Below are 20,835 nucleotides of genomic sequence, written 5' to 3'. Positions count from 1 at the left end.
GACAGCCATGCTCCGCATCATCCTGTTCGTGATCATCCTCCTGATCGTGATCGGCCTCGTGTTGGTCTCCTTCGGAATCATCAACCTCCACCAGGGTCCCGACGGCGGCGTTTCGATCCGCACCAGCGACGTCGAGGTTGGCACGACCACCACCAACGTCCAGGTGCCCGTGGTGCGCATGGAGGACCGCACCGTCGAGGTGCCGAAAGTCGGCGTCGAAAGCGACAATCAGCAGGTCAACGTCCAATAAGGGAGAATTCGAGCGCCCCGGATGGTCGCGGTGCTCGATGGTGACGCGATGAGCTTCCCTCTGCCGGACCCGATGCGCCTCGCCTTGCGCGAGGCCCGCGCCGCGGCCGAGGACGGCGACGTTCCCGTCGGCGCCGTGGTGACGAGGGGCGGGATGGTCGTCGCCGCAGCCCGCAACCGCATGCGGGCCGCCGCCGATCCCACCGCTCATGCCGAGATCGAGGTGCTGCGGGCGGCCGCGGCGGCGCTCGGCACGTCGAGGCTGGATGATTGCGATCTCTGGGTCACGCTTGAACCCTGCGCGATGTGCGCCGGGGCGATCGCGCTCGCCCGAATCTCGCGTCTCTATTTCGGCGCGCTGGACCCGAAGGGCGGCGCGGTCCTGCACGGACCGCGCCTCTTCTCGCAGCCGACCTGCCACCATTGTCCCGAATTCTATCCCGGCATGGGCGAGCAGGAAGCCGGCGAGATGCTCCGTGCCTTCTTCCGCGATCGTCGAATCCCGGACGACCGCCGCCTCGGCTGATTGTCCTCGGAGGGGCACGATCCGCCCGCCACCGCCCGACGCGCCGACCGGCGACGATGTCCGTGGTCGCCCTGTCAGGGCGCCGGAGCTTTCGAAGGATGCCGACCGCGCGCCGGGCACCGGCCCGGCGCGCGTCACGGCCACCGATGCTACCGCTCGACCGGGACGATCCGGATCTCGACGCGGCGGTTCGCCGCCCGACCCTGTTCGGTCGCATTATCGGCGATCGGCTGGGTTTCGCCGAAGCCCTGGGTGGCGATCCGCACCGGCTGTACGCCCCGGGTCTGCAGATAGCTGGCCACAGATCGCGCGCGGTTCTCCGATAGCGTCTGGTTGTACGCATCGGTGCCGACGCTGTCGGTATGGCCGTAAATGTCGATCATCGTCTGCGGGTAAGCGCTCAGGGTCTGCGCGATCTGGTCGAGTGTCGGCCGGAACTGGGGCTGGATGTCGTACCGGTCGAATGCGAAGGTGATCCCGGACGGCATGGTCAGGACCAGCTCGTCGCCCTGGCGGTCGACCTCGACGCCGGTGCCGGCAGTCTGGCGCCGAAGCTCCTGCTCCTGGCGGTCCATATAGGCGCCTACCGCGCCGCCGGCGATTGCGCCGATGCCGGTGCCGACGATCCGCTCGGTCCGGTCGCGCCGACCGCCGACAAGGTCGCCGAGGAGGTAGCCGCCGATCGCGCCGGCGCCGGCGCCGATCGCCGCCTTCGATATCCGGCGCTCGCCCGTATTGGGGTCGGTGACGCAGGCGGCAGTGGTGACGAGGAGCGCCGTGGCGAAGGCGGTCGTGGCGAGTTTGGACACAGGCATGAGCAGTCCTTTCAACTGGAATAACAGCGCGATGCGCATCGCTGCCTCCGCCACAACCGCCGCTTTCGGTCGATTGTTCCGGAGGCGTCGCGTCTCCCCTTGGCGGAAGCAGTTGGCGCGGCGAGGCGATAGCGGCTAAGGAACGCTCCGGATAGCCGAACGACGCCATGCCCCCCTCCATCCCACTCGAACCTTTCCCGTGGCTCGACGTCGCCATCATCCTGTTCCTGGTGGCGCTCAACGGCGTCTTCGCCATGTCGGAGCTGGCGATCGTCTCGTCGCGCCGGCCGCGCCTGAGGGCCCTGGCGAAATCCGGACGCAAGGGCGCCCAGACCGCGCTCGACCTCGCCGCCGATCCGGGACGCTTCCTGTCGACCGTCCAGATCGGCATCACGCTGATCGGCATTCTCGCCGGCGCCTATTCGGGTGCGAGCCTGGGCGGACCGGTCGGTCAGCGCCTCGTCCCGCTCGGGCTGGATCCGGAAATGGCGCAGAGCGTCGGCTTCGTCCTGGTCATCATCCTCACCACTTATGCCTCGCTGGTGGTGGGCGAGCTCGTTCCCAAGCAGTTCGCGCTGCGCGCGCCGGAGCCGATCGCCGCTTTCATCGCCTTGCCGATGCTCTGGCTCTCCAGGGCGACCGCCCCGTTCGTCTGGCTGCTCGACCGCACCAGCGCCCTGATCTTCCGGCTGCTCGGCCTTCGCCGCGAGACCGGCGATCATGTCACTGCGGAGGATCTCCATCTGGTCGTTGCCGAGGCGGCGACGGCGGGCGTGCTCGAGGAGAGCGAGCGGGCGATCATCTCCGGCGTGGTCCGGTTGGCGGACAGGCCGACCCGCGAAGTGATGACTCCGCGAACGGAGGTCGACTGGATCGATGCCAGCGCGGACCCCGAGACGATCCGCAGGGCACTGCTCGAAACGCCGCACAGCCGACTGCCCGTCGGCGACGGCTCGGTCGACAAGCTCATCGGCGTCGTCCAGGCGCGCGACGTCGTCACCGCCTTCATCGAGGGGCGCCCGCTCGACCTAAAGTCGCTGATGCGTCCGGCGCCTGTCGTCCCGGACCAGATGGACGCGATGAACACGCTGAACGTGCTCCGCGACTCGGAAGTACCGATGGTCTTCGTTCACGACGAATATGGCCATTTCGACGGGCTTGTGACCCCGGCCGACCTGATGACCGCGCTTGCGGGGGAGTTCGCCTCGGACAAGGATCTCGACACCGATCCGCCGCTCGTCGAGCGCGACGACGGCAGCTGGTGGGTCTCGGGGTCGGCCTCGGCCGACCTCTTGTCGGACCGCCTCTGCATCAAGCTGCCCGAAGACCGCGACTATGCGACGGTGGCCGGATTCGCGCTCTCCGTTCTGCGGCACCTGCCTGAGGTCGGCGAGCGCTTTTCCTTCGGCGGATGGCGATTCGAGATCGTCGACATGGACGGTCGCAAGATCGACAAGCTCCTGGCAAGCGAGCTCGCCGCCGCCCGCCGCCGCGTCTGACAAGGGTCGCGTCTATCCATTCTTCTCGGCCGGGCGCATGCGCCGGTCCGGGCGGATGTCTCGCAGAGACGCAGGCAGAATGCATCGCTGCTGACGTCCCTTCGTCCCCACGGCACCGTCGCCATGCCTGACTGCATCCGGGCCCAGCCTTTTCCCTCGACGTCCGGCGGCCTGGTTCCGTGCGGCGCCGTCTCTTCGCGCTCATTGCGAACCATGACCGCCTGAAGCCGGTGTGCGTGGACGATATCTCAGCCGCCGAGTTTGCCAAACTTCTCCTCGAAGCCGTCGACGTCGCCCCGGGCGAGATAGTGGGCCTGCTCGGCCACACGATCCCGGGTGAGCCGGCCGCGGAAGGGACCGAGCCGTTCGTCGAGCATCGCCAGCTCGGTCTCGCTGAGCCCGGAGATCTGGTCGAACCGGTGCACGCCGAGTTCGTGGAGACGGGCTGCGAATTTGGGGCCGACCCCTTTGAGCTTCTGCAGGTCGTCCGCCGGCCCGGCCGGCCCGCCCAGTTCGCGGTGGGCGTCGACGCTGAGCACTTCCCCGGCCACGTCCGTCGTGGCCGCGGCCACTTCGTCGGCCACCCCATCGCCTTCCTTGTCCCTCATATAGGGGCGTTCCTTGGCGACCGCGTAAGGCTCGGCGGACGGGCGCGGCTCGCGCTCGATCCGCTGGGTCCGCGGCCGAAGCGCCAAAAAGGCCAGGATCAGCACCGCGAGCACGGCTACGATGATGATGATGGTGGTGGTGTCGAAGGTCACGAAATATCCCCTTTATCGGTCCGACGCGGAGGGCGGCGGAAGATCCACCGGGCCGTGGCGACGCCGATCAGGAGCGCCGCCGCGATGACCGGCAGGTTGAACTGGATCAAGCTCAGCATGATCTGATTCGCCTCACAAATAGCCTTCCGGGCGCGGCCGGAACCATCGCCAGCCGATGCCGAGGCCGACCAGGAAGGCGATCAGGACGATGAGCCATGTCTCGAGCAGCAGGGGAATGCCGCCGCCCTGGCGGCCTTCGTCGTCCCAGCGGACGCCGGCTATCCCGGCAAGTCCGCCGATGCGATCGTTGAGGCCCGGAAAGGTGCCTTGGCCCTCGCGCTGGAACTGGTTGGCCGAGCCGGAGAGGATCGCCTGCCGCGCCAGCGGATCGCGGGCGATGCGAACGCTGACACCGGGAAGCTCGGACTCCACCACCACCGCCTCGGCGCGGGCCTGCAGCCGGTCGGCGAAGGCCTTGCCCTGGCCGAGCGGCCCATGCGCGATCCAGCCGGCCAGCAAGGCCGCTGCGGCGCCGATCAATATCTTGGCGAAAGTCGGCAACAGCTTCTCCCTGAACCTTTCCAGCTCCGGCGGCGACGCGTGGGGGGCCCGGACGTGGCAACACAATGAACTCGGGACATGATCCGATCCGATCCAGGCGGACCATGCTCCGGTCCGCCTCATTAATCGTTTCGGCGCGGATCGTCAGCCCTGGAGCGATTCCCGGCTGAGCCGCTCGACTTCCCGCCAGCCTATGTCGCGCCGGCAGAATCCGGTGGGGAATCGAATCGCATCGACGGCGCGATAGGCGGCTTGCTGCGCGTCGCCCACCGTCGCGCCGGTGGCGGTGACGGCGAGCACCCGGCCGCCGGACGCTACCAGCCGGCCGTCCTCGCTGGCGGTGCCGGCTTGGAACACCTTGGCTCCACTCGCCTCGGCGCGATCGATCCCGCCAATCTCGCCGCCCTTCGCCGGCGTGCCCGGATAGCCGTCGGCGGCCAGCACGACGGTCAGCGCCGCCCGGTCCGAGAATCGCGGCGCGGGCGCCTGCGCCAGCTCGCCTCTGGCGGTGGCGATCGCCAGCTCGAGCAGGTCGCTTTCCAGGCGCATCATCAGCACCTGGCATTCGGGGTCGCCGAATCGGACATTATATTCGACCAGCTTCGGTCCCTCGCGGGTCAGCATCAAGCCCGCATAGAGAATGCCCGAATAAGGCGTTCCCGCTTCGGCCAGCGTCCGCACCGTCGGCCGCACGATCTCGTCCATCGTCCGCCGCTCGAGTTCGGCGTCGAAGATGGAGGCGGGGCTGTAGGCGCCCATGCCGCCGGTATTCGGGCCGGTGTCGCCGTCGCCGACCCGCTTATGGTCTTGGGCCGAGCCGAAGGGCAGAACCGTCTCGCCGTCCACCAGGACGAAGAAGCTTACCTCTTCGCCTTCCATGAATTCCTCGATGACCACCGCATCGCCGGCGGCGCCGAAACCGCCGTCGAACATTGCGTCCAGCGCCGCCTTCGCCTCGTCTTCGCTCGCGGCGATCACCACGCCCTTGCCGGCGGCCAGGCCGTCCGCCTTGATCACCGCGGGAAAGCCGAACGTCTCCAGCGCCGCCTCGGCGGCGAGGCGGTCGGAGGCGCGCGCATAAGCGGCGGTCGGGATCCCGGCCCGCGTGCACAGCGCCTTGGTGAAGCCTTTCGATCCTTCCAGCCGCGCCGGTTCTCGGTTGGGGCCGAAAACCAGCAGGCCCATCGCGCGCAGATTGTCGGCCAGCCCGTCGACCAGCGGCGCTTCCGGCCCGATCATCACCAGCCCGACGGAATGGCGGCGGCAGAAACCGATTACGGCCCGATGGTCTGCCGGGTCGACCCGTGCCACTTCGGCGTACTCGGCTATTCCGGGATTGCCCGGCACCGCGTAGAGCTTGCCCATCAGCGGCGATTGCGCGAGCTTCCACGCCAGCGCATGCTCGCGCCCGCCCGAACCGATGAGCAATACATTCATGGACGAAAATTCTCCGAACGACGGGGGGCTCCTAGCAACCCAGGCCCCGGGCGACAACGCGCCGGCCATCAGCGTTTCCGAGCTCAGCTCGGCGCTGCGCCGTACGGTCGAGGGCGCGTTCGACCATGTCCGCGTCCGCGGCGAGATTTCGGGCTTCAAGCGCCATGGCTCGGGCCATTGCTACTTCACGCTCAAGGACGATTCCGCCTGTCTGGATGCCGTGATCTGGCGCGGCAATGCCGCCGCCTTGCGATTCGCGCCGGAGGACGGGGTGGAGGTGGTCGCAACCGGCAAGCTCACCACCTATCCCGCCCGCTCGCGCTACCAGATCGTCGTCGAGCGTCTCGAACTCGCCGGACAGGGCGCGCTGATGGCCCTGCTCGACAAGCGCCGGCGTCAGCTTGCCGCCGAGGGGTTGTTCGATGCGGCGCCCAAGCGCCCCTTGCCGTTCGCGCCGCGTGTTATCGGCGTCGTCACCTCGCCGACGGGCGCGGTGATTCGCGACATATTGCATCGGCTGGAGGATCGCTTCCCCTGCCATGTCGTTCTCTGGCCGGTGCCGGTCCAGGGCGAGGGCGCGGCCGCCCGGATCGCCGCGGCGGTCGCCGGTTTCAACGCGCTCGGGCCGGGCGGTCCGATGCCGCGCCCCGACCTGATCATCGTCGCCCGCGGCGGCGGCTCGATCGAGGATCTGTGGGCGTTCAACGAGGAGGAGGTCGTCCGCGCCGTCGCCGGCTCGCGCATTCCGACCATATCGGCGGTCGGGCACGAGACCGACACGTCGCTGTGCGACTTCGCCGCCGACATGCGCGCGCCGACTCCGACCGCCGCCGCCGAGCTCGCGGTTCCCGTGCGCCGCGACCTGCTCGCTTCGGTGCGGGAGCTGGGCCTCAGGAGCGAGCGCTGCGCCCGCCGGACTCTGGACCGGGCCGCGGAGCAGCTCCAGGCCAGCGTGCGTCACTGGCCGGACCGGGAAAGCCTGCTGGCGCCGCAGCGTCAGCGCCTCGACGAACTGTCGGACCGGCTGCCGCGCGCGCTGCGGGGCCGGCTCGACCGGGCGCGCGGCGAGCTCGGTCACGCCGCCGGCGCGCTCCGGCCCGGGCTGCTGGTCGCCGCCCACGTCCGTGCACGCGAGCGGCTCGAGGCCCTGTGGCGGGTGGCCGGCCTCGTCCATCCCAACCGCCCTCTCGAGAAGGGCTATGCCCGGGTCGAGGATCGCGACGGCCACATCCTCATTTCGGCGGAGGCGGCGCGTGGCGCTCGCTTGCTCCGCCTGGTCTTTCATGACGGCGCGGTCGATGCCGCCACCGGCGGAGGCGCCGCCCCGCCGCCCCGCCGCCCGCCGCCTGTCGGCACGAAGGTTGAACAGCCCAAGCTGTTGTGATTGAACGATCTCAACATTAGGTGATCCGATCATGCTGATGTCGAACAAGGGCCGGCTCGCCCGGCTTCACTATCTTCCGGGCACTTATCGGGTGCTGGTTCCTGGCGACCATGTGGTCTGTGCCGTCACCCGCCAGCCGATCCCGCTCGCCGACCTCAAATATTGGAACGTCGAGCGCCAGGAGCCCTACGCATCGGCGGAGGCCTCGCTCAAGGCGGAGGCTCGCGGTCCGAACCCATGATGCGCGGCATCCTGGTTCTCCGCGCCGCGACCGGCCCGTATCTCCACCGGAGCCCGATAGGGAATGGCGGCCGGATCGATGCGAAATCGCTTGCCCGTTCGATGTGACTGGCGCCGAAGGGTCAGGCGGGCGGCGCGATCGCCCTCAGCCAGCCCGTTACGGAATAGCGCCGCCATGGCGCGAAGGGCGCGACATAGCTGACGCTGTGAGGGGCGGGCACGGCGAACAGGTTCAGGGCGTTGAAACGCGGAACATAGGCTTCTTCGATATGGCCGTCGCCGCCTTCGAACATCAGCAGGCCGCCCCAGTCGGCGCGCCATTCCGCGCTGAGGTTCATGACATAGGCGGCGGCGCGGTCCTTTCCCGCGACATTGTCGTCGTGGGCGGTCAGGAAATGACCGGGCGAATAAGCCGTCGCCTGGGCGTCGGCGAAGCCGATCGCATCCGCGCCGGTCACCGTTCTCAGAAACGCCAATGTGGCGGGCTCGGCAAGGAAATCGGCGAAGCGGGTCAGCAGGGTCGGTTCGGCCGCCCGCTTGGCGGCCGAATCGGGCACGCGGACGGTCTCGTAGCGATATTGGAAACCGCGCCGGGCGCTGCGATGGACGGCTGCGTCGAGCTGCGCCTTCTGCGCTTCGGTCAGGGCCGCCTGCGCGCTCCGGTCGAGCTCGAACAATTTGTCGTCCTGGTTGATCACCAGGATCCAGTCCGGACGCTCGCGCAGGTGGGCGAGCAGGCGGGCGGCGCCGTCGGCGGCGAGAAAGTCGGGGATATGGACCCGTCCTCGCGCGGCGAACCGGTCGCGCAAGGCCATCGCGTCGAGCGCCGGGTTGAGCGCAAAGCAGGCCTCGCCGGACCCGCTCGGTCCGGCGGCGGCCGCGGCCGGCGAGGCGGGAGCATTGCCTTTCATATGGCTGCCGAGCTAACCCGCTCCTGCGTCTCCGTCAAACCGCCACTCTCTCGTCATTCGCGTCTCGGAACATGGACTTGACCGGCACCATTCCTCTCTTCGAGATCAATCCGGCACTCGATCGCGAGCGCCTGGCCGCCGACTTCGCCGGCACGCGCCGAATCCAGATCCGCAACGTGCTGACCGACGCCGCCGCCGCGACGCTTCATCGCGTGCTGGCTCGGGAGACGCCCTGGGGGCTGGCCTGGCAGGCGGGGCAAGGGCGTCCGACCCAGGTCCGGCGCGAGCAGCTTGCGGCACTCGGCCCGGCCGAGCGGGCGCATATGGAGACGGCGATCGCTACCGCGATCCGCGGCCGCGATTATGCCTTCGCCTACATGCATTATCATCTGGTCGAGGCCTATCTCGGCAAATGGAATCCGGGCGGCGTCCACGACCTGCTGCTCGAGCATATCAATGACGAGCCGTTCCTCGATCTGGTGCGTGCCGTCACCGGAATGCCGGACCTGATCAAGGCCGACGGCCAGGCGACGCTCTACGCGCCGAACCAGTTCCTGGCGCTGCACGACGACAGCCACGTCGCCCAGGGCTGGAGGGTCGCCTATGTCCTGAATTTCGCCCCGGATGACTGGCGGCCCGAATGGGGCGGCTATCTGCTGTTCCATGATGCCGAGGGCGATATCGTCCAAGGCTTCAAGCCGCGCTTCAACGCGCTCAACCTTTTTGCCGTGCCGCAAAAGCACAGCGTCTCCTACGTGCCGCCCTTCGCGCCGGTCGGACGCTTCGCGATCACCGGCTGGTTCAGGGACCGGTGAGCGTGGCGGCCGGGCCTCAGGACATGCTTGCGCGCGCTTCCGAGGCGCGCCGCCAGGGCCGTCCCGACGAGGCGGCGCGGCTGCTCGAGGCGGTGATCGCCGCCCAGCCCGAAAATCCCGTCGCGCTCAACTCGCTCGGCCTCGCCCGGCTCGGGGCGGGCGACCTGCGCGGCGCGATCGAGATGCTGGAACGGGCGGCCGCGGCCGATCCCAGGGCGCCGCCGATCTTGCTCAATCTCGCCGAGGCCTGGCAGAAGGCGGGCGATGCGCTGCGGGAGATCGAGGCGCTCGATCGCGCCCTCGCCGTCGACGCCTATCTGCTTCCCGCCCTGCTGCGCAAGGCGCAGGCGCTCGAGCGGCTCGGCCGGCTGCCGGAGAGCGCCGAAATCTATCGCGCCTTGATTGCCGCCACGCCCAATCCGGACAGGCTTCCCGATCCGATCCGCCAGGCGCTCGGCCATGGCCGCGAGGTGGTGCGCCAGGATTCGGAGCGCCGCGCCGGGGCGATGGCGAGCCCGCTCGCCCGGGTCTATGCGGCGCACCCGGATGCCGACCTCGCCCGCGCCCGCGCCTATGCCGAGCACCGCGCCGGCCTGCGCAAGGTCTATCAGCAGCAGCCGACGGACGGCCATTTCCCCTATCTGCCCGCCATCGAATTCTTCGATCGTCGGCTCTTCCCCTGGTTCGAGGCGCTGGAGGCGCGGACCGACGAGATCGTTCGCGATCTCGTGTCGCTGTGGGACGAAGGCGATAGCGGTTTCAGGCCCTATGTCGCCTTCGATCCGACCCAGCCGGTCAACCAGTGGGTGGAGCTCAACCATTCGCCGCGCTGGAGCGCCTGGTTCCTGTGGAAGGACGGAGTACGGCAGGACGCCGCCTGCGCTCGCTGCCGCGCCACCGCCGCGGCGGTGGAGGCGGTGCCCCTGCTGGACGTGCCCGGCAAGGCGCCGACCGTGATGTTCTCGATCCTCGAGCCGCACACCCGAATCCCGCCCCATACCGGCTCGAGCAACGCCCGCTCCACCGTGCACCTGCCTCTGGTCATTCCCGAAGGCTGCGGCTTCCGCGTTGGGGCCGAGACGCGCGAGTGGAAAGTGGGCGAAGCCTGGGCGTTCGACGACACGATCGAGCACGAAGCCTGGAACGAGAGCGATCGCCCGCGCGCGATTCTCATCCTCGACGTCTGGAACCCTCTGCTGACCGACGCCGAACGCGACGTGGTGCGGGTCGTCGGCTGAGCCTGCTCCCGGATCCAGCCCTGGACGCGCTAAAGCACGCCTTCGGGGGAAAGGCCGTTCCCCCGGGGCCCGGGTGCGACATGTCTCGCGACCGACGTGACGGACGTCGAGGCCGCAACGGCGCCTATTGCTCGCGTCGCACCCTGATCGCGACCTGGCCCTCTATATTGGCGAGATAGGAGCCCATCGCCGCCCGGCGGATCCGGATGGTATTGCCGGGCCGCGGCTCGCGGGCGAGCTCGCGTGAATCGAGCTGGCGCCAGCGCGCTCCGTCCTCCAGGACGAAGACCCACTTGCCGTAGCCGTCTTCCCGCACGCTGCGGATCGTCGTCTCGAGCTCGCTGACGCCTTCCACCTCGTCCACCTGGTTGTCGCCGAAAATGTCGAGGTCCGGCAGCACCAGCCCGAACAGGCTGCGGCGGGTGCGGCGGACCTGTTGCCGGTCCATCACCACCACCTCATTGTTCTGCTCGGCCGTTTCGAACGCCGCGACCGCCGCGTCGTAGCAGGCGAGCCGCTCCGCCTCGCCCTGGACGGCACGGCAGTCGATCAGGCGCGTGAGCGCAGCCGGCCGCTGCGTCTGCGCCTCCTGGGCGGCGGCCGGCGCGGCGACGGCGAAAGCGGCGATGAACCAGTGATGCGCTCGCATGATCTCTCCTTCGGAGCCGACGATAGCGGTGCCGGAGCGGGCGTGACAAGGCGCTTGCCGACGCAAGCCCGCAAGCTTCAAGCCGGCAGCGGTCCGGCAGGTGTGGCACGGACGCCGCAATGGGCGGCGACCGCCTCGACCCACTTCACCACGAGGTCGATCTCCTCGCCATGCGCCGCCACGGCGGCATCATGCTCGGCCTCCCGCGCGTCGACGCTATAGTCGCGTTGCGCGAACTTGCTGTGCCGCGAGAAGACGGATCCGTTGGCGATAGCGGACAAGCTGGGCTCGTCCAGCTCGAGCGCGAACAAGGCGGCGGCACGGCCGAGAACCGGGCTCGGGTCGCGGATGAGCTCGGCGCCTTCGAGGACCATCACGCGCGAGCCCATCCGCCGCGCGACCTCGCCGAAATGGTGGACCTGCATCAGCCAGGTGAGGCCGGCGACCTGCAGGTCGGTCAGCTCGAACAGCTCGCCCGGCTCGTAGCCGAGCTGCAGCGAGCTCCACGCGCTGACGTTGCGGAAGACCTTGCGTGCCCAGCGCCTGCCCCACATGCCCCGCTTGGCGACGGAGCGCAGCAGCGTCGGCAGATCGGAATGCATCAGCACCGCCCTGGCCTGGGGCAGCATTTCCAGGGCGGGAAGAACGATCCGGTTCGCGGAGTTGGACGGTTTGACGATCACCGTCTCTCCCGGGGCATAGGGCCGCGCGAGCAGGCGCAGCACGAGTGCGAGCCGCTGCCGGTTCGCCGCATCGTCGCTGCGTGCGATCCGGTTGGCGACGTTGATGAGTATCTCGGGTTCCTTCAGCCCGACCGATCGGCCGGGAATGTCGAGCGCCTTCACCATCAGGGTCGAGCAGCAGAAGGCGGTGTGGAAGATGAAGTGCAGCGGCGCGGTCGCGGCGTCGCCGATCTCCCGGCCCACGGCGTCGGCCGGAAGCTCGGCCTTGGCATAATGATTCAGATAATGGTCGTCGGTGAGGAACATCAGTTCCTGGTGCTTCGCCCGCGGCACGAAGACGGAGGTGAGCCGGGAGCCGTCGGGCCCGAACGTATGGGGAAGCCATTGCGGATCGGTCGCCACGACCCGGGCAGAGATTTCGGGGGTCATGTCCGCTTTTGTACAGGCCCGGGGCCGCAATTCCAGCCGGCGCTTCGCAGGCAAAGGGTCTCCCACTGCCGACAGCATGTGACCTTTTTGCTACAGGGGGGGCACAACTTTGCAGCGGGGCCGTCCGCCACATTGCTTTGCTCTCTTCTGCTGGCCTAAACGGAGCGCCATGAAAGCGGCCGTCGGGCCGTTTTTGATGTGTTGCGGCCGGTATGGATGACCCGAATGGGCGGCATCCGGGGGCAAAAATCGAACGGCATCATGCCGTCACTTGCTAGGGGACATCTCACATGAAGACGACTTTTCGTCAGCGCCTTCTGACTTCGACGCTGCTCATCGGCGCGGCCGGGTTCGCCACGCCGGCCTTTGCGCAGGACGAGACGACCGATACGCCGTCGGTCCAGGCCGAGGCCGACTTCGCGACCGATGCTCAGGATCCGGCCGGCGGTGAAGCGATCATCGTCACCGGCTCGCGCATTGCCCGCCGCGACCTCACCGCCACCAGCCCGATGGCCGTCGTCCAGGACGAGGAGTTCCAGCTCTCCGGCGCCGTCAACGTCGAGCAGGTGATCAACACGCTGCCGCAGGTCATTCCGGGCGCGACCTCCTTCTCGAACAATCCCGGCGGCGGCGTCGCCACCCTGAACCTTCGCGGCCTTGGCGCCCAGCGCAACCTCGTGCTGGTCAACGGCCGCCGCTACATCTTCTTCGATACGAACCAGATCGTCGACCTCAACTCGATCCCGCAATTCCTGATCGACAGCGTCGACGTCGTCACCGGCGGCGCCTCGGCGGTGTACGGCTCGGACGCTCTCGCTGGCGTCGTCAACTTCCGCCTGCGGACCGATCTGGACGGCATCATCGCCGGCGCCCAGTACAACATTACCGAGGAAGGCGACGGCGAGCGTTACAACGCCTATGTCGCCATCGGCACCCAGTTTGCCGACGGCCGCGGCCATGTCACGGCCTATGCCGAATATTACAAGCGCGGCTCGGTCATGGCTGCGGATCGCGGCTTCTCCCGCTTCTCCCTGACCGAGAATGCCGACGCCACGGGACTCGTCCCCGGCGGTTCGGCCGGCGTCCCGCAGGGCCGCTTCGTTGCCGTCAACCCGGTGATCGACGGTGCGGCGTTCAACGTGTCGACCGGCACCAACTATGCCGGTCCTCTCGGCGCCTTCTTCGGCAACCCCGGGCGGAGCACGGCCTACGTCGACGCCGACGCCTATAATTACGCGCCGGCCAACTATCTGATGGTCCCGCAGGAGCGCTGGACCCTCGGCGGCTATGCCGAATATGAGGTTGCCGAAGGCGTCAACGCCTATACCGAGGTGGCCTTCATCAACAACCGCGTCCAGAACGAGCTGGCCGCGACGCCGATCACGCAGAATGTCGATATCGACCTCGCTGCGCACGCGGCCTATCTCGACCCCGCCGAACTGGCCACGCTGACCCAGATTGCCGCCAATCAGCAGGCGGCCATCGCCGCGGCCGCGGCCGCGGGGGAACCCAACCCTTATCCTGGCTTCAATGCAGGTGCCGGTTCGTTCCCGGCGCTGCAGCCGGGCTTCGTCCGCCTGCAGGTCAACTCGCGCACGACCGCCGTGGGCTCGCGCAACAACTTCGACGATCGCAACGCTTTCCGCGTCCTCGCCGGCCTTCGCGGGGATCTCACGGAGACGCTGACCTACGACGTCTACTACATGTACGCCCGTACCCGGAACGCCGCGGTGCAGTCCGGCAACATCTCCCGCTCGGCCTTCACCCGCCTGGTCGGAGATGGCACCTGCAACCCGTTCGGCGCCGACCAATTCAGCGCCGACTGCGTCAGCCAGATTTCGATCCTGGCGCAGAACCAGGACATCTCGCAGCTGCAGGTGGCGCAGGCGAGCATCTCCGGACCCTTGTTCCAGATCGGCTGGGCCAACGATCCGGTCGCCTTCGCGGCGGGCGTCGAGTGGCGCAGCATGCGCGGCGAGTTCATTCCCGATACGGCCCTGGCCTCGGGCGACGTCGCCGGCTTCAACGCCGGTCAGCCGACCTCGGGCTCTTACCAGGCGCGTGAGGCCTTCGCCGAAATCCGGGTTCCGATCATCCAGGACGGCTTCATCAGCCGCCTTGAGCTGAACGGCGCGGCGCGTTACTCGGATTACTCGCTCGACGCGGTCGGCGGGGTGTGGACCTATGCGGGCGGTGCAGAGCTCGCGCCGATCCCGGACATCACCTTCCGCGGCCAGTTCCAGCGCGCCATTCGTGCGCCGAACGTGGAGGAGCTGTTCGGCGGTCAGCAGGTCGGCTTCCCGCCGGCCATCGACCCCTGCGCCACTCCGGCGGCCGCGGCTGACGCCACCGTTCGCGCGCTCTGCGTGGCGACCGGCGTTCCCGACTTCCTGGTGGGCAATACCGGCCTGCAGCCGAACCCGCAGATCGAAGGCACGTTCGGCGGCAATCCGAACCTCGAGGAAGAGGTCGCCGACACCTGGACGGTCGGCGCGGTCATCCGCCCGCGCTTCATCCCGCGGCTCAACATCGCCGTCGATTACTATAATATCAAAATCGAAAACGCGATTGCGCAGGCCGGTGGCGGCGTCGGCGGTGTCCTCGACCTCTGCTACAACGTCATTCAGGATGCGAGCCATCCGATCTGCGGGTTGATCACCCGTGACGCGGGCGGCTCGATCTCCGGCGGCGGCGTGTTCATTGTCGAGGCGAACAATGCCAACCTTTCGTCGGTGACCACCGAAGGCATCGACTTCCAGGTCGACTACACCCAGCCGCTCGGGTTCAGCGCCTTCGGCGAGGGCGAATCGCGCCTGAACTTCTTCTTCATGGGCAACTACTCGTGGGAGAATGCATTCGTTCCGGTCGTCGGTGTCGACTCAGTAACCGAGTGCAGCGGGCGCTTTGGTAACCTGTGCCAGAATACGACTGGTAACCCGACTCCGAAGTGGAAGTGGTCGAGCCGCTTGTCCTGGATGGACGGTCCGGTCACCACCAGCGTTCGCTGGCGGCATGTTGGCTCGGTCAGTGACGACGACGATACGACCGACTTCTTCATCGAGCGGATTGGCGCTTACGACGTGTTCGATCTGTCCTTTGGATTCAACGTCAACGACAATCTGACGCTGAACATGGGCGTCCAGAACCTGTTCGATAAGAAGCCGCCGCTCCTCGGCGACAACCAGGAGCAGAGCAACACCTATCCGGGCACTTACGACGTCCTCGGACGGGACTTCTTCATCTCCGCGAACCTCCGCTTCTAAGCGACGGGCTCGGAGCAGGATTGGGGCGGCGAACTTCGGTTCGCCGCCCTTTTCTTTTGCCAGCTTCGGACGGCCGCCATGGCATCACTGTCGACGGTTGCCGTGCACCGCCGAGGCGATAAGCTGGCCTCGTCGAGGAAGCGGGGGAAAGTGATGCGATTCTTCTCCAGGCGTTCGGAGCCGGCGGAACCCGCCGCCGCGCCGGCAACGGGCCGCAGCTATGAGGTGGGCTGGCTGTTCAAGGAGGAGAAAGGCAGCGTCATCTGGGACGCGCCTCAGCCGGTGCGCCAGGAGCCGGCGCCCAACGCCGTGCCGAAGTCGGTCGCATTCTGCCCGGCGGTGATCGAATTCGACCGGCGGCATTTCGTCATTTCCTGCCCGATCGACATCCACCTGCGCCTCGGCCGCACGCCCGACGGCAAGCTCAACATGACCAACGTGCTGGGCGAGCGGGGCTCGGTCCGCCCGGCCACGCTGAACAGCATGCTCGTCAACATGCCGCAGCAGGAATGGCGCCACCCGGAACGGCCGGTCATCCAGATCGCGACGCCCTATCTCTTCGTCTCGGACGATCCGGTCTACATCAACCAGTTCCCGCCCTTCCTTCACTATTCCGCCGCGCCCAGGCCGGGCGTCCAGCTCTGCGGCCGCTTTCCGATCGACGTCTGGCCGCGCATCCTGATGTGGGCGTTCGAATGGCACGACCTTTCGAAGGACCTGATCCTGAAGCGCGGCGAGCCCTGGTTCTACGTCCGCTTCGAGGGCCCGGATCCGTCCGCCTCGGTTCGGCTGGTCGAGGCCCAGATGACCGAGGAGCTCAAGAGCTATGCCGCCTCGATCACCGACGTCGCCAATTACGTGAACCGCACCTATTCGCTGTTCAAGACGGCGCGCGAGCGCCGGCCGGAGCGGCTGCTCGTGCCGAAGGCGCGGGGCTGAGCTTACGCTCCGGCCGCTGGCCTACATGAACTCGATCTTCTCCGGGACCTCGACCATTCCATCGAACGCCGTGGAAGCGTGCGGCCCCCCGCGATCGACCCAGTGCAGGAACATGTGGGCCGACCAGCGATTCGGATTTGGGTCGATCCGGCCGTGGCGCCGGTCCGTTCCCCGGTAGAGCACCGCATCGCCCGGCTCCATGCCGAGCGACGAATATTCCTCGCCGCCGAAATCCTCTGCGAAACTCTTCGGCTCGTCGACTTGTGACTTGCCGATGTCCAGGTTCCACACCTTGTCGTCGCCATAGGCCAAGGTGAGGGAAAGGCTGTGCTCGCAGGCCGGCCGGTCGGAATGAACCCGGCAGATGTCGCCGCCCTGGTACAGGCGGAAGAAATTGTAGGTCGGCAGCAGGTCGCGGCCGGTGATCTCGCACATGGTCGGCGTCAGGCCCCACAGAAAGGGCACCATCGGCTTGTAGCGGTAGCCGTAAATCTCGACCGCCACCTTGTTCAGCAGCTTCGACTGCGCCGCGAACTGGCTATAGGCCACGCGCTGCGCGGCGAGGTCCGCCTGCAGCTGCGCCAGGAAGGCCCGCGCAATCTCCGGCGCGATCAGCCTGCGGACGAACGCATAGCCGTCACGCTCATAATCACCCTCGATCTTCATCATCCAGGCTCCGGCCCAACGCCCTTCCGGCACGCGGCCGCTATAGGACAGCCGGCGCGGCGGATAAATGGCGGATCGCCGGCCTTGGCCCGGCCGGATTCGTCGACGACGCCCCGGCGTGGCCTCGCAAGGGAGCGGCCATGGCTTAGCGACGCGACTGGTCGCGGCTGCGAGTCTTCGCCGGCGGGTCCCGCCGCGCCGCCCGGACCGGATCAGCGGCGCGACGCGTCGATCAGCCAGGCGAGCGCGCGGCCTGGGCGTTCGCTGATCGCCGACAGCCGATCCAGCTCCAGCCCGGCCTCCTTCAGCCGGTCGCCTATCGCCGCCGCCGCACCTTCGTCGCAGGCGGCCTCCAGCAGCGCGGCGATCCGCCCCGCCTCGTCCGCGGCGCGCGCGGCGAGCGTGTCCAGGACCTCGATCGTCTCCCGGGCGGGCCGGCCCCGGCCCTGCTCCAGCGTCTGGAGGACGGCCATGGCGAACTCTGCCGCGACCGGCTGCTCGGGGAAGAGCCGCCGAGCCTCGCTCGTGGCGGCGCGGAAGGACTCCGGGGTGGGAAGGGGCGAAAGCGCCCGCGCCCGGGCGAGTCCGCGCGCCTTGTCGAGGATCCCGCTTTCCTTCGAGGCCCAGTCGAGCGCGCGCAGCCGCGCTTCATTGTGCCGCACGATCAGGCTGGCGCGGTCGTGGACGACCAGCCGGACCCGCCCGCCGGGCGCGAGCACCCGTGCCGTCTCGCCGGCGATCCGGGCCCGATCGCCATATTCGATCCCGAACTGGCTGGTGACGGCATCGAAGCTCGCATCGCCGAACGGGAGCGCCTCCATCCTCACGTCCGCAATCAGGCGGATTCCCGCCGGGCCGGCCGGCAAAGCGGGCGCTGAATCGACGCCCACGAGCGTCAGGCCCTTGCGCGCCGCGGCGAGCCGGCGAAGCACCGCTCCGCCCCCGGTCGCGAGGTCGAGCACCCGCGCCTTGCCGCGCAGCGTCCCGGCGAATTCGCGCCACAGCGTCTCGAGAATGGGGGCGACCGACCGGTCCGCTTCCGGCAGGCACCCGCTTTCGGATCGTGCACCGTCGGCTTTCGCCCAATAAGCGGCCCAGGGGTCCCGGCTCATCGCGGCACGACGTCGAAGGCGACGGTGAGCCGCTCGCCGTCGGCGAACGGCCGCGTGCCGTGGAACAGATAGCTCGGAAACAGAGCGAGCCGCCCCGGCTTGGGCTCGATCGCCGCCAGCGGCTCGAGCGCGAGGCCGAGCTCGACCGGCGGCCGCCCGAGCTCGAGCCAGCCGTCGCGCGTCTCCGCGCCGCCCAGCGTTTCGGGCAGGCTGATATAGCAAGCGGAGCTCAGCACGCCCTCCGGGTGGATGTGATTGACGTGGAATCCCTGCGAAAGGAGCCGCACCGACCAGCTGCCGGTGAGCGCGAGCGCCGAATCGCGATGGCGCAGCAGGGGGTGGGTCGGGTCGGTCGGCGGAAGGCCGCGCCGATGCGCCTCGACCGCGGCGAGTATGGCGTCGCGCAGCCGCGCGATCTCGGGCTCGCGCCGCGCGAACAGGCGCCCGCGCGTCTGCGTCCCGCCGCGAAGCGATTGGCCGATCGGATGGGCGCGGGTGCGGTGAAGCGATCGCAGCAACACCGCCAGCGCGCTCAGCTCGGTTTCGCTCAGCCCCAGGTCGCGATGCCCGTACAGGCCCGGCTGGCCGCTCAGCCATTCGTGTCTTTCGTCGCCGATCAGGCGCCAGGCCAGATCGAGATGCGCCCAATTGCCGATTCCCTGCGGCTGAGCCGCGGTGACCCGCCCGAACATCTCGGCCGCCTGCTCCGCGTCGCCCGCCCTCAGCGCGATCCGGCCGCGCGCGAACAGGATCGAAGGATCGTCCTCGGCGCCGCCCAGCGCGTCGAGCATCTCCAGCGCCCGCTGCGGATCGCCCGATTCGCTGGTGAAGATCGCCGCCATCAGCCGCGTCTGCGCATCTTCGCCGATATGGTATCGCGCCGCCTCGAGCGCCTGCAGGGCGAGCTTGTGCTTCTGCCCACGCGCCAGGCTCTGCCAGTGCGACAGGTGCAGCGCGCGGTCGGTCGGGCGCTGCGCGATCGACAGCAGATAATGGTCGGCGAACCGCTCGGGATCGCCCGCTTCGGATCGCATCCGGGCGAGCACCTCATGGCCCAGCACCCATTCCGGATGGCGCTCCACCGCCCCGGTCAGCACCTCCAGCCCTTCCGGCGAGCCCTCGGCCTCGAGCGCCTCGGCAAGCCCGAGCGTCAGCTCGAGATCGTCGGGCTTCAGCGCGAGCGCCCGGCGATAGAAAGCCGAAGCGCCGTCCTCGCCCCGCTCCATCGCGACCCTTGCGCGCCCGTGCAGCGCCACCAGCCGCTGCGGCGCCAGCGCGAGCGCCGCATCATAGGCGCCGGCCGCCGCGTCGAACCGGCCGAGCTGCCGCAGCACGCCGCCGCGCGCCGAATGCGCCCTGGCGTCCCCGCTCGCTTCGGTGAGGCAGGCGTCGAGATCGGCGAGCGCTTCCTCGAGCCGCCCCATCCGCTGCAGCAGCAGCGCTCGATTGTAGCGCGCCTCGCGAAACGCCGGCCGCGCGGCCAGCGCGCGTTCGTACAGCTTCAGCGCTTCCTCCGCCTCGCCTGTCTCGCTCAGCAGGTTGGCGAAATTGGCGGCGATCTGCGGATCCTCCGGCGCCAGCGCCGCCGCCCGCGCGAACGCTTCGCGCGCCTCGCCCGTCCGGCCGCTCTTCTTCTCGACCAGCGCCAGCAGGTGCAGCACCGTCGGGTGATCCCCCGCCGCCCGCCGCACCTCGGCCAGGTCGCGCCGCGCCGCGTCGAGCTGCCCCCCGACAAACGCCTGCTCGGCCCGCGCAAAGAGGCTGTTGACGTCCATGCCGGTGTGATGCCGCCCGGGCAGCCGAGTGTCCAGCGCCACCCCGCCAGATCCGCCCCCTCGTCACCCCAGCGAAGGCTGGGGTCCATACGGGCTTGGCGACGCGCGCGGCCCCATCGGAGAATCGGTTGGGACCCCAGCCTCCGCTGGGGAGACGCGACGGACGAGAAAGCGCCACCCAGCCAGATCCGCCCCCTCGTCACCCCAGCGAAGGCTGGGGTCCAGACGGGCTTGGTGACGAGCGCAGCGCTATCGAAGAATCGGCTTGGACCCCAGCTTCCGCTGGGGTGACGGATAGGGACGAAAGGGCCGAGCCGATGAGCTCGGCCCCCACACCACGCCCCTTCGTCACCCCAGCGAAGGCTGGGGTCGAAGCCGCAGCGTCACCCGAAGAGGCGGTCGAACAGATCGTCCCATTGCGGGTTCATTTCCTCGATCCGCTTGGTCTTCCACTGCCGCTTCCACGCCTTCATCGCCTTCTCGCGCGCGATCGCCTCATCGATCGTCTCGAACCACTCGCAATAGACGAGGCGCTTGAGGCCGTGGCGCTTGCAGAATTCCGACCCGGTGCCGTTCCGATGCTGCCACGCCCGCCGGGCCAGATCCGCGGCAACGCCGATATAGAGCGTGCCGAACGGCGCATTGGTCATGATATAGACCCAGCCCCCCTTCATACCCGCGATCCTGACTCGCCGGCCGCCCGGAGGCCAGCGGAAATCCGTCCGGAGCGACGGCACAGGCGGCGTCGGAATGCGGGCAGCGAAAGCGCGGACGGGCCCCACCGACATCCAGTCAAAGGCTGGGGTCCGGACGCACCTGGTGACGAGCACGGCGCCATCGGAGAATCCGCTTGGACCCCAGCCTCCGCTGGGGTGACGCGGCG

The 20,835-nt window shown here is 68.6% G+C and carries 21 protein-coding genes; 9 read left to right on the top strand and 12 right to left on the bottom strand.

Annotation, left to right across the window (positions count from 1 at the left end; translation table 11 throughout):
* Positions 1–7: 7 nt before the first annotated feature.
* Together EKM57_RS20920 and EKM57_RS20915 are read left to right on the top strand one after the other, a co-directional pair.
* Positions 8–250: a hypothetical protein gene (locus tag EKM57_RS20920; protein ID WP_129794483.1), complete on the top strand. Its 243-nt coding sequence runs from the start codon at positions 8–10 to the stop codon at positions 248–250.
* Between the two features lie 48 nt (positions 251–298).
* Positions 299–775: a nucleoside deaminase gene (locus EKM57_RS20915; RefSeq protein WP_129794507.1), complete on the top strand. Its 477-nt coding sequence runs from the start codon at positions 299–301 to the stop codon at positions 773–775.
* Positions 776–924: 149 nt separating this feature from the next.
* On the opposite strand, the gene EKM57_RS20910 is transcribed toward EKM57_RS20915, so the two are convergent.
* The gene (locus EKM57_RS20910; protein ID WP_129794482.1) at positions 925–1,590 is read right to left on the bottom strand and encodes an OmpA family protein; all 666 of its coding nucleotides are present in this window, start codon (positions 1,588–1,590) and stop codon (positions 925–927) included.
* A gap of 167 nt (positions 1,591–1,757) precedes the next feature.
* Between EKM57_RS20910 and EKM57_RS20905 the strand changes: the two genes are divergently transcribed.
* Complete coding sequence (locus tag EKM57_RS20905) at positions 1,758–3,089, top strand: hemolysin family protein (protein WP_129794481.1); 1,332 nt, start codon at positions 1,758–1,760, stop codon at positions 3,087–3,089.
* 248 nt (positions 3,090–3,337) lie between these two features.
* On the opposite strand, the gene EKM57_RS20900 is transcribed toward EKM57_RS20905, so the two are convergent.
* The 4 genes from EKM57_RS20900 to purD form a co-directional block, all read right to left on the bottom strand.
* Positions 3,338–3,850 (bottom strand): hypothetical protein, encoded by a 513-nt coding sequence (locus tag EKM57_RS20900; RefSeq protein WP_129794480.1) that lies wholly within the window; start codon positions 3,848–3,850, stop codon positions 3,338–3,340.
* Positions 3,847–3,969, bottom strand: a complete 123-nt coding sequence (locus EKM57_RS22715) for a hypothetical protein (RefSeq protein WP_256386926.1) — start codon at positions 3,967–3,969, stop codon at positions 3,847–3,849. Before EKM57_RS22715 ends, EKM57_RS20900 begins: the two co-directional genes overlap by 4 nt.
* 13 nt (positions 3,970–3,982) lie before the next feature.
* Positions 3,983–4,411: a hypothetical protein gene (locus tag EKM57_RS20895; protein ID WP_129794479.1), complete on the bottom strand. Its 429-nt coding sequence runs from the start codon at positions 4,409–4,411 to the stop codon at positions 3,983–3,985.
* 144 nt (positions 4,412–4,555) lie between these two features.
* A complete protein-coding gene (gene purD, locus EKM57_RS20890) occupies positions 4,556–5,848 on the bottom strand; it encodes a phosphoribosylamine--glycine ligase (RefSeq protein ID WP_129794478.1) in 1,293 nt (430 codons plus the stop codon).
* Between purD and xseA the strand changes: the two genes are divergently transcribed.
* Complete coding sequence (gene xseA / locus EKM57_RS20885) at positions 5,832–7,232, top strand: exodeoxyribonuclease VII large subunit (RefSeq protein ID WP_243451178.1); 1,401 nt, start codon at positions 5,832–5,834, stop codon at positions 7,230–7,232. The two genes, purD and xseA, sit on opposite strands and share 17 nt — an antisense overlap.
* A gap of 31 nt (positions 7,233–7,263) precedes the next feature.
* Positions 7,264–7,473 carry a DUF2093 domain-containing protein gene (locus EKM57_RS20880; protein WP_129794477.1) on the top strand — a complete coding sequence of 70 codons (210 nt, stop codon included), beginning with the start codon at positions 7,264–7,266 and terminating at the stop codon, positions 7,471–7,473.
* Positions 7,474–7,594: 121 nt separating this feature from the next.
* Here EKM57_RS20880 and EKM57_RS20875 read toward each other — a convergent pair whose 3' ends face one another.
* Entirely contained in the window at positions 7,595–8,383 is a 789-nt protein-coding gene (locus EKM57_RS20875; protein WP_129794476.1) for a 2OG-Fe(II) oxygenase family protein, read from the bottom strand.
* A 71-nt stretch (positions 8,384–8,454) separates the two neighbouring features.
* Between EKM57_RS20875 and EKM57_RS20870 the strand changes: the two genes are divergently transcribed.
* Both EKM57_RS20870 and EKM57_RS20865 read left to right on the top strand, forming a co-directional pair.
* On the top strand, positions 8,455–9,198 hold the full coding sequence (locus EKM57_RS20870; RefSeq protein ID WP_129794475.1) for a 2OG-Fe(II) oxygenase family protein: 744 nt from the start codon (positions 8,455–8,457) through the stop codon (positions 9,196–9,198).
* Between the two features lie 2 nt (positions 9,199–9,200).
* Positions 9,201–10,436, top strand: coding sequence for an aspartyl/asparaginyl beta-hydroxylase domain-containing protein (locus EKM57_RS20865; RefSeq protein WP_129794474.1), 1,236 nt, complete (start codon positions 9,201–9,203; stop codon positions 10,434–10,436).
* A 124-nt stretch (positions 10,437–10,560) separates the two neighbouring features.
* Here EKM57_RS20865 and EKM57_RS20860 read toward each other — a convergent pair whose 3' ends face one another.
* Positions 10,561–11,085 (bottom strand): hypothetical protein, encoded by a 525-nt coding sequence (locus EKM57_RS20860; RefSeq protein ID WP_129794473.1) that lies wholly within the window; start codon positions 11,083–11,085, stop codon positions 10,561–10,563.
* Between the two features lie 77 nt (positions 11,086–11,162).
* Positions 11,163–12,197 (bottom strand): hypothetical protein, encoded by a 1,035-nt coding sequence (locus EKM57_RS20855; protein WP_129794472.1) that lies wholly within the window; start codon positions 12,195–12,197, stop codon positions 11,163–11,165.
* A 290-nt stretch (positions 12,198–12,487) separates the two neighbouring features.
* On the opposite strand from EKM57_RS20855, the gene EKM57_RS20850 reads away from it, so the two are divergent.
* Positions 12,488–15,460: a TonB-dependent receptor domain-containing protein gene (locus EKM57_RS20850; protein WP_129794471.1), complete on the top strand. Its 2,973-nt coding sequence runs from the start codon at positions 12,488–12,490 to the stop codon at positions 15,458–15,460.
* Between the two features lie 153 nt (positions 15,461–15,613).
* A complete protein-coding gene (locus tag EKM57_RS20845; RefSeq protein WP_129794505.1) occupies positions 15,614–16,399 on the top strand; it encodes a hypothetical protein in 786 nt (261 codons plus the stop codon).
* A gap of 21 nt (positions 16,400–16,420) precedes the next feature.
* On the opposite strand, the gene EKM57_RS20840 is transcribed toward EKM57_RS20845, so the two are convergent.
* The 4 genes from EKM57_RS20840 to EKM57_RS20825 all read right to left on the bottom strand — a co-directional run bounded on the left by EKM57_RS20840 (position 16,421) and on the right by EKM57_RS20825 (position 20,626).
* Entirely contained in the window at positions 16,421–17,068 is a 648-nt protein-coding gene (locus EKM57_RS20840; RefSeq protein ID WP_243451177.1) for a hypothetical protein, read from the bottom strand.
* A 209-nt stretch (positions 17,069–17,277) separates the two neighbouring features.
* Positions 17,278–18,177: a class I SAM-dependent methyltransferase gene (locus tag EKM57_RS20835; protein WP_129794470.1), complete on the bottom strand. Its 900-nt coding sequence runs from the start codon at positions 18,175–18,177 to the stop codon at positions 17,278–17,280.
* Positions 18,174–19,994 (bottom strand): tetratricopeptide repeat protein, encoded by a 1,821-nt coding sequence (locus EKM57_RS20830; RefSeq protein WP_129794469.1) that lies wholly within the window; start codon positions 19,992–19,994, stop codon positions 18,174–18,176. The genes EKM57_RS20835 and EKM57_RS20830 overlap by 4 nt, the downstream gene beginning before the upstream one ends.
* 341 nt (positions 19,995–20,335) lie before the next feature.
* Positions 20,336–20,626 carry a GIY-YIG nuclease family protein gene (locus tag EKM57_RS20825; protein WP_129794468.1) on the bottom strand — a complete coding sequence of 97 codons (291 nt, stop codon included), beginning with the start codon at positions 20,624–20,626 and terminating at the stop codon, positions 20,336–20,338.
* Positions 20,627–20,835 lie beyond the last annotated feature (209 nt).

It is taken from the genome of Sphingosinicella sp. CPCC 101087 (genome assembly GCF_004151485.1).
In the GTDB taxonomy this organism is placed as follows: domain Bacteria; phylum Pseudomonadota; class Alphaproteobacteria; order Sphingomonadales; family Sphingomonadaceae; genus Allosphingosinicella.
The sequence above is the reverse complement of the archived record's forward strand: the minus strand, read 5'-3'. Positions and strand labels throughout refer to the sequence as shown.

Coding starts and splice junctions, on each gene's coding strand:
- EKM57_RS20920 (WP_129794483.1), top strand. CDS start 8: ATGCTCCGCATCATCCTGTTCGTGATCATCCTCCTGATCGTGATCGGC.
- EKM57_RS20915 (WP_129794507.1), top strand. CDS start 299: ATGAGCTTCCCTCTGCCGGACCCGATGCGCCTCGCCTTGCGCGAGGCC.
- EKM57_RS20910 (WP_129794482.1), bottom strand. CDS start 1,590: ATGCCTGTGTCCAAACTCGCCACGACCGCCTTCGCCACGGCGCTCCTC.
- EKM57_RS20905 (WP_129794481.1), top strand. CDS start 1,758: ATGCCCCCCTCCATCCCACTCGAACCTTTCCCGTGGCTCGACGTCGCC.
- EKM57_RS22715 (WP_256386926.1), bottom strand. CDS start 3,969: ATGCTGAGCTTGATCCAGTTCAACCTGCCGGTCATCGCGGCGGCGCTC.
- xseA (WP_243451178.1), top strand. CDS start 5,832: ATGAGCAATACATTCATGGACGAAAATTCTCCGAACGACGGGGGGCTC.
- purD (WP_129794478.1), bottom strand. CDS start 5,848: ATGAATGTATTGCTCATCGGTTCGGGCGGGCGCGAGCATGCGCTGGCG.
- EKM57_RS20880 (WP_129794477.1), top strand. CDS start 7,264: ATGCTGATGTCGAACAAGGGCCGGCTCGCCCGGCTTCACTATCTTCCG.
- EKM57_RS20875 (WP_129794476.1), bottom strand. CDS start 8,383: ATGAAAGGCAATGCTCCCGCCTCGCCGGCCGCGGCCGCCGCCGGACCG.
- EKM57_RS20870 (WP_129794475.1), top strand. CDS start 8,455: ATGGACTTGACCGGCACCATTCCTCTCTTCGAGATCAATCCGGCACTC.
- EKM57_RS20860 (WP_129794473.1), bottom strand. CDS start 11,085: ATGCGAGCGCATCACTGGTTCATCGCCGCTTTCGCCGTCGCCGCGCCG.
- EKM57_RS20855 (WP_129794472.1), bottom strand. CDS start 12,197: ATGACCCCCGAAATCTCTGCCCGGGTCGTGGCGACCGATCCGCAATGG.
- EKM57_RS20850 (WP_129794471.1), top strand. CDS start 12,488: ATGAAGACGACTTTTCGTCAGCGCCTTCTGACTTCGACGCTGCTCATC.
- EKM57_RS20845 (WP_129794505.1), top strand. CDS start 15,614: ATGCGATTCTTCTCCAGGCGTTCGGAGCCGGCGGAACCCGCCGCCGCG.
- EKM57_RS20840 (WP_243451177.1), bottom strand. CDS start 17,068: ATGATGAAGATCGAGGGTGATTATGAGCGTGACGGCTATGCGTTCGTC.
- EKM57_RS20835 (WP_129794470.1), bottom strand. CDS start 18,177: ATGAGCCGGGACCCCTGGGCCGCTTATTGGGCGAAAGCCGACGGTGCA.
- EKM57_RS20825 (WP_129794468.1), bottom strand. CDS start 20,626: ATGAAGGGGGGCTGGGTCTATATCATGACCAATGCGCCGTTCGGCACG.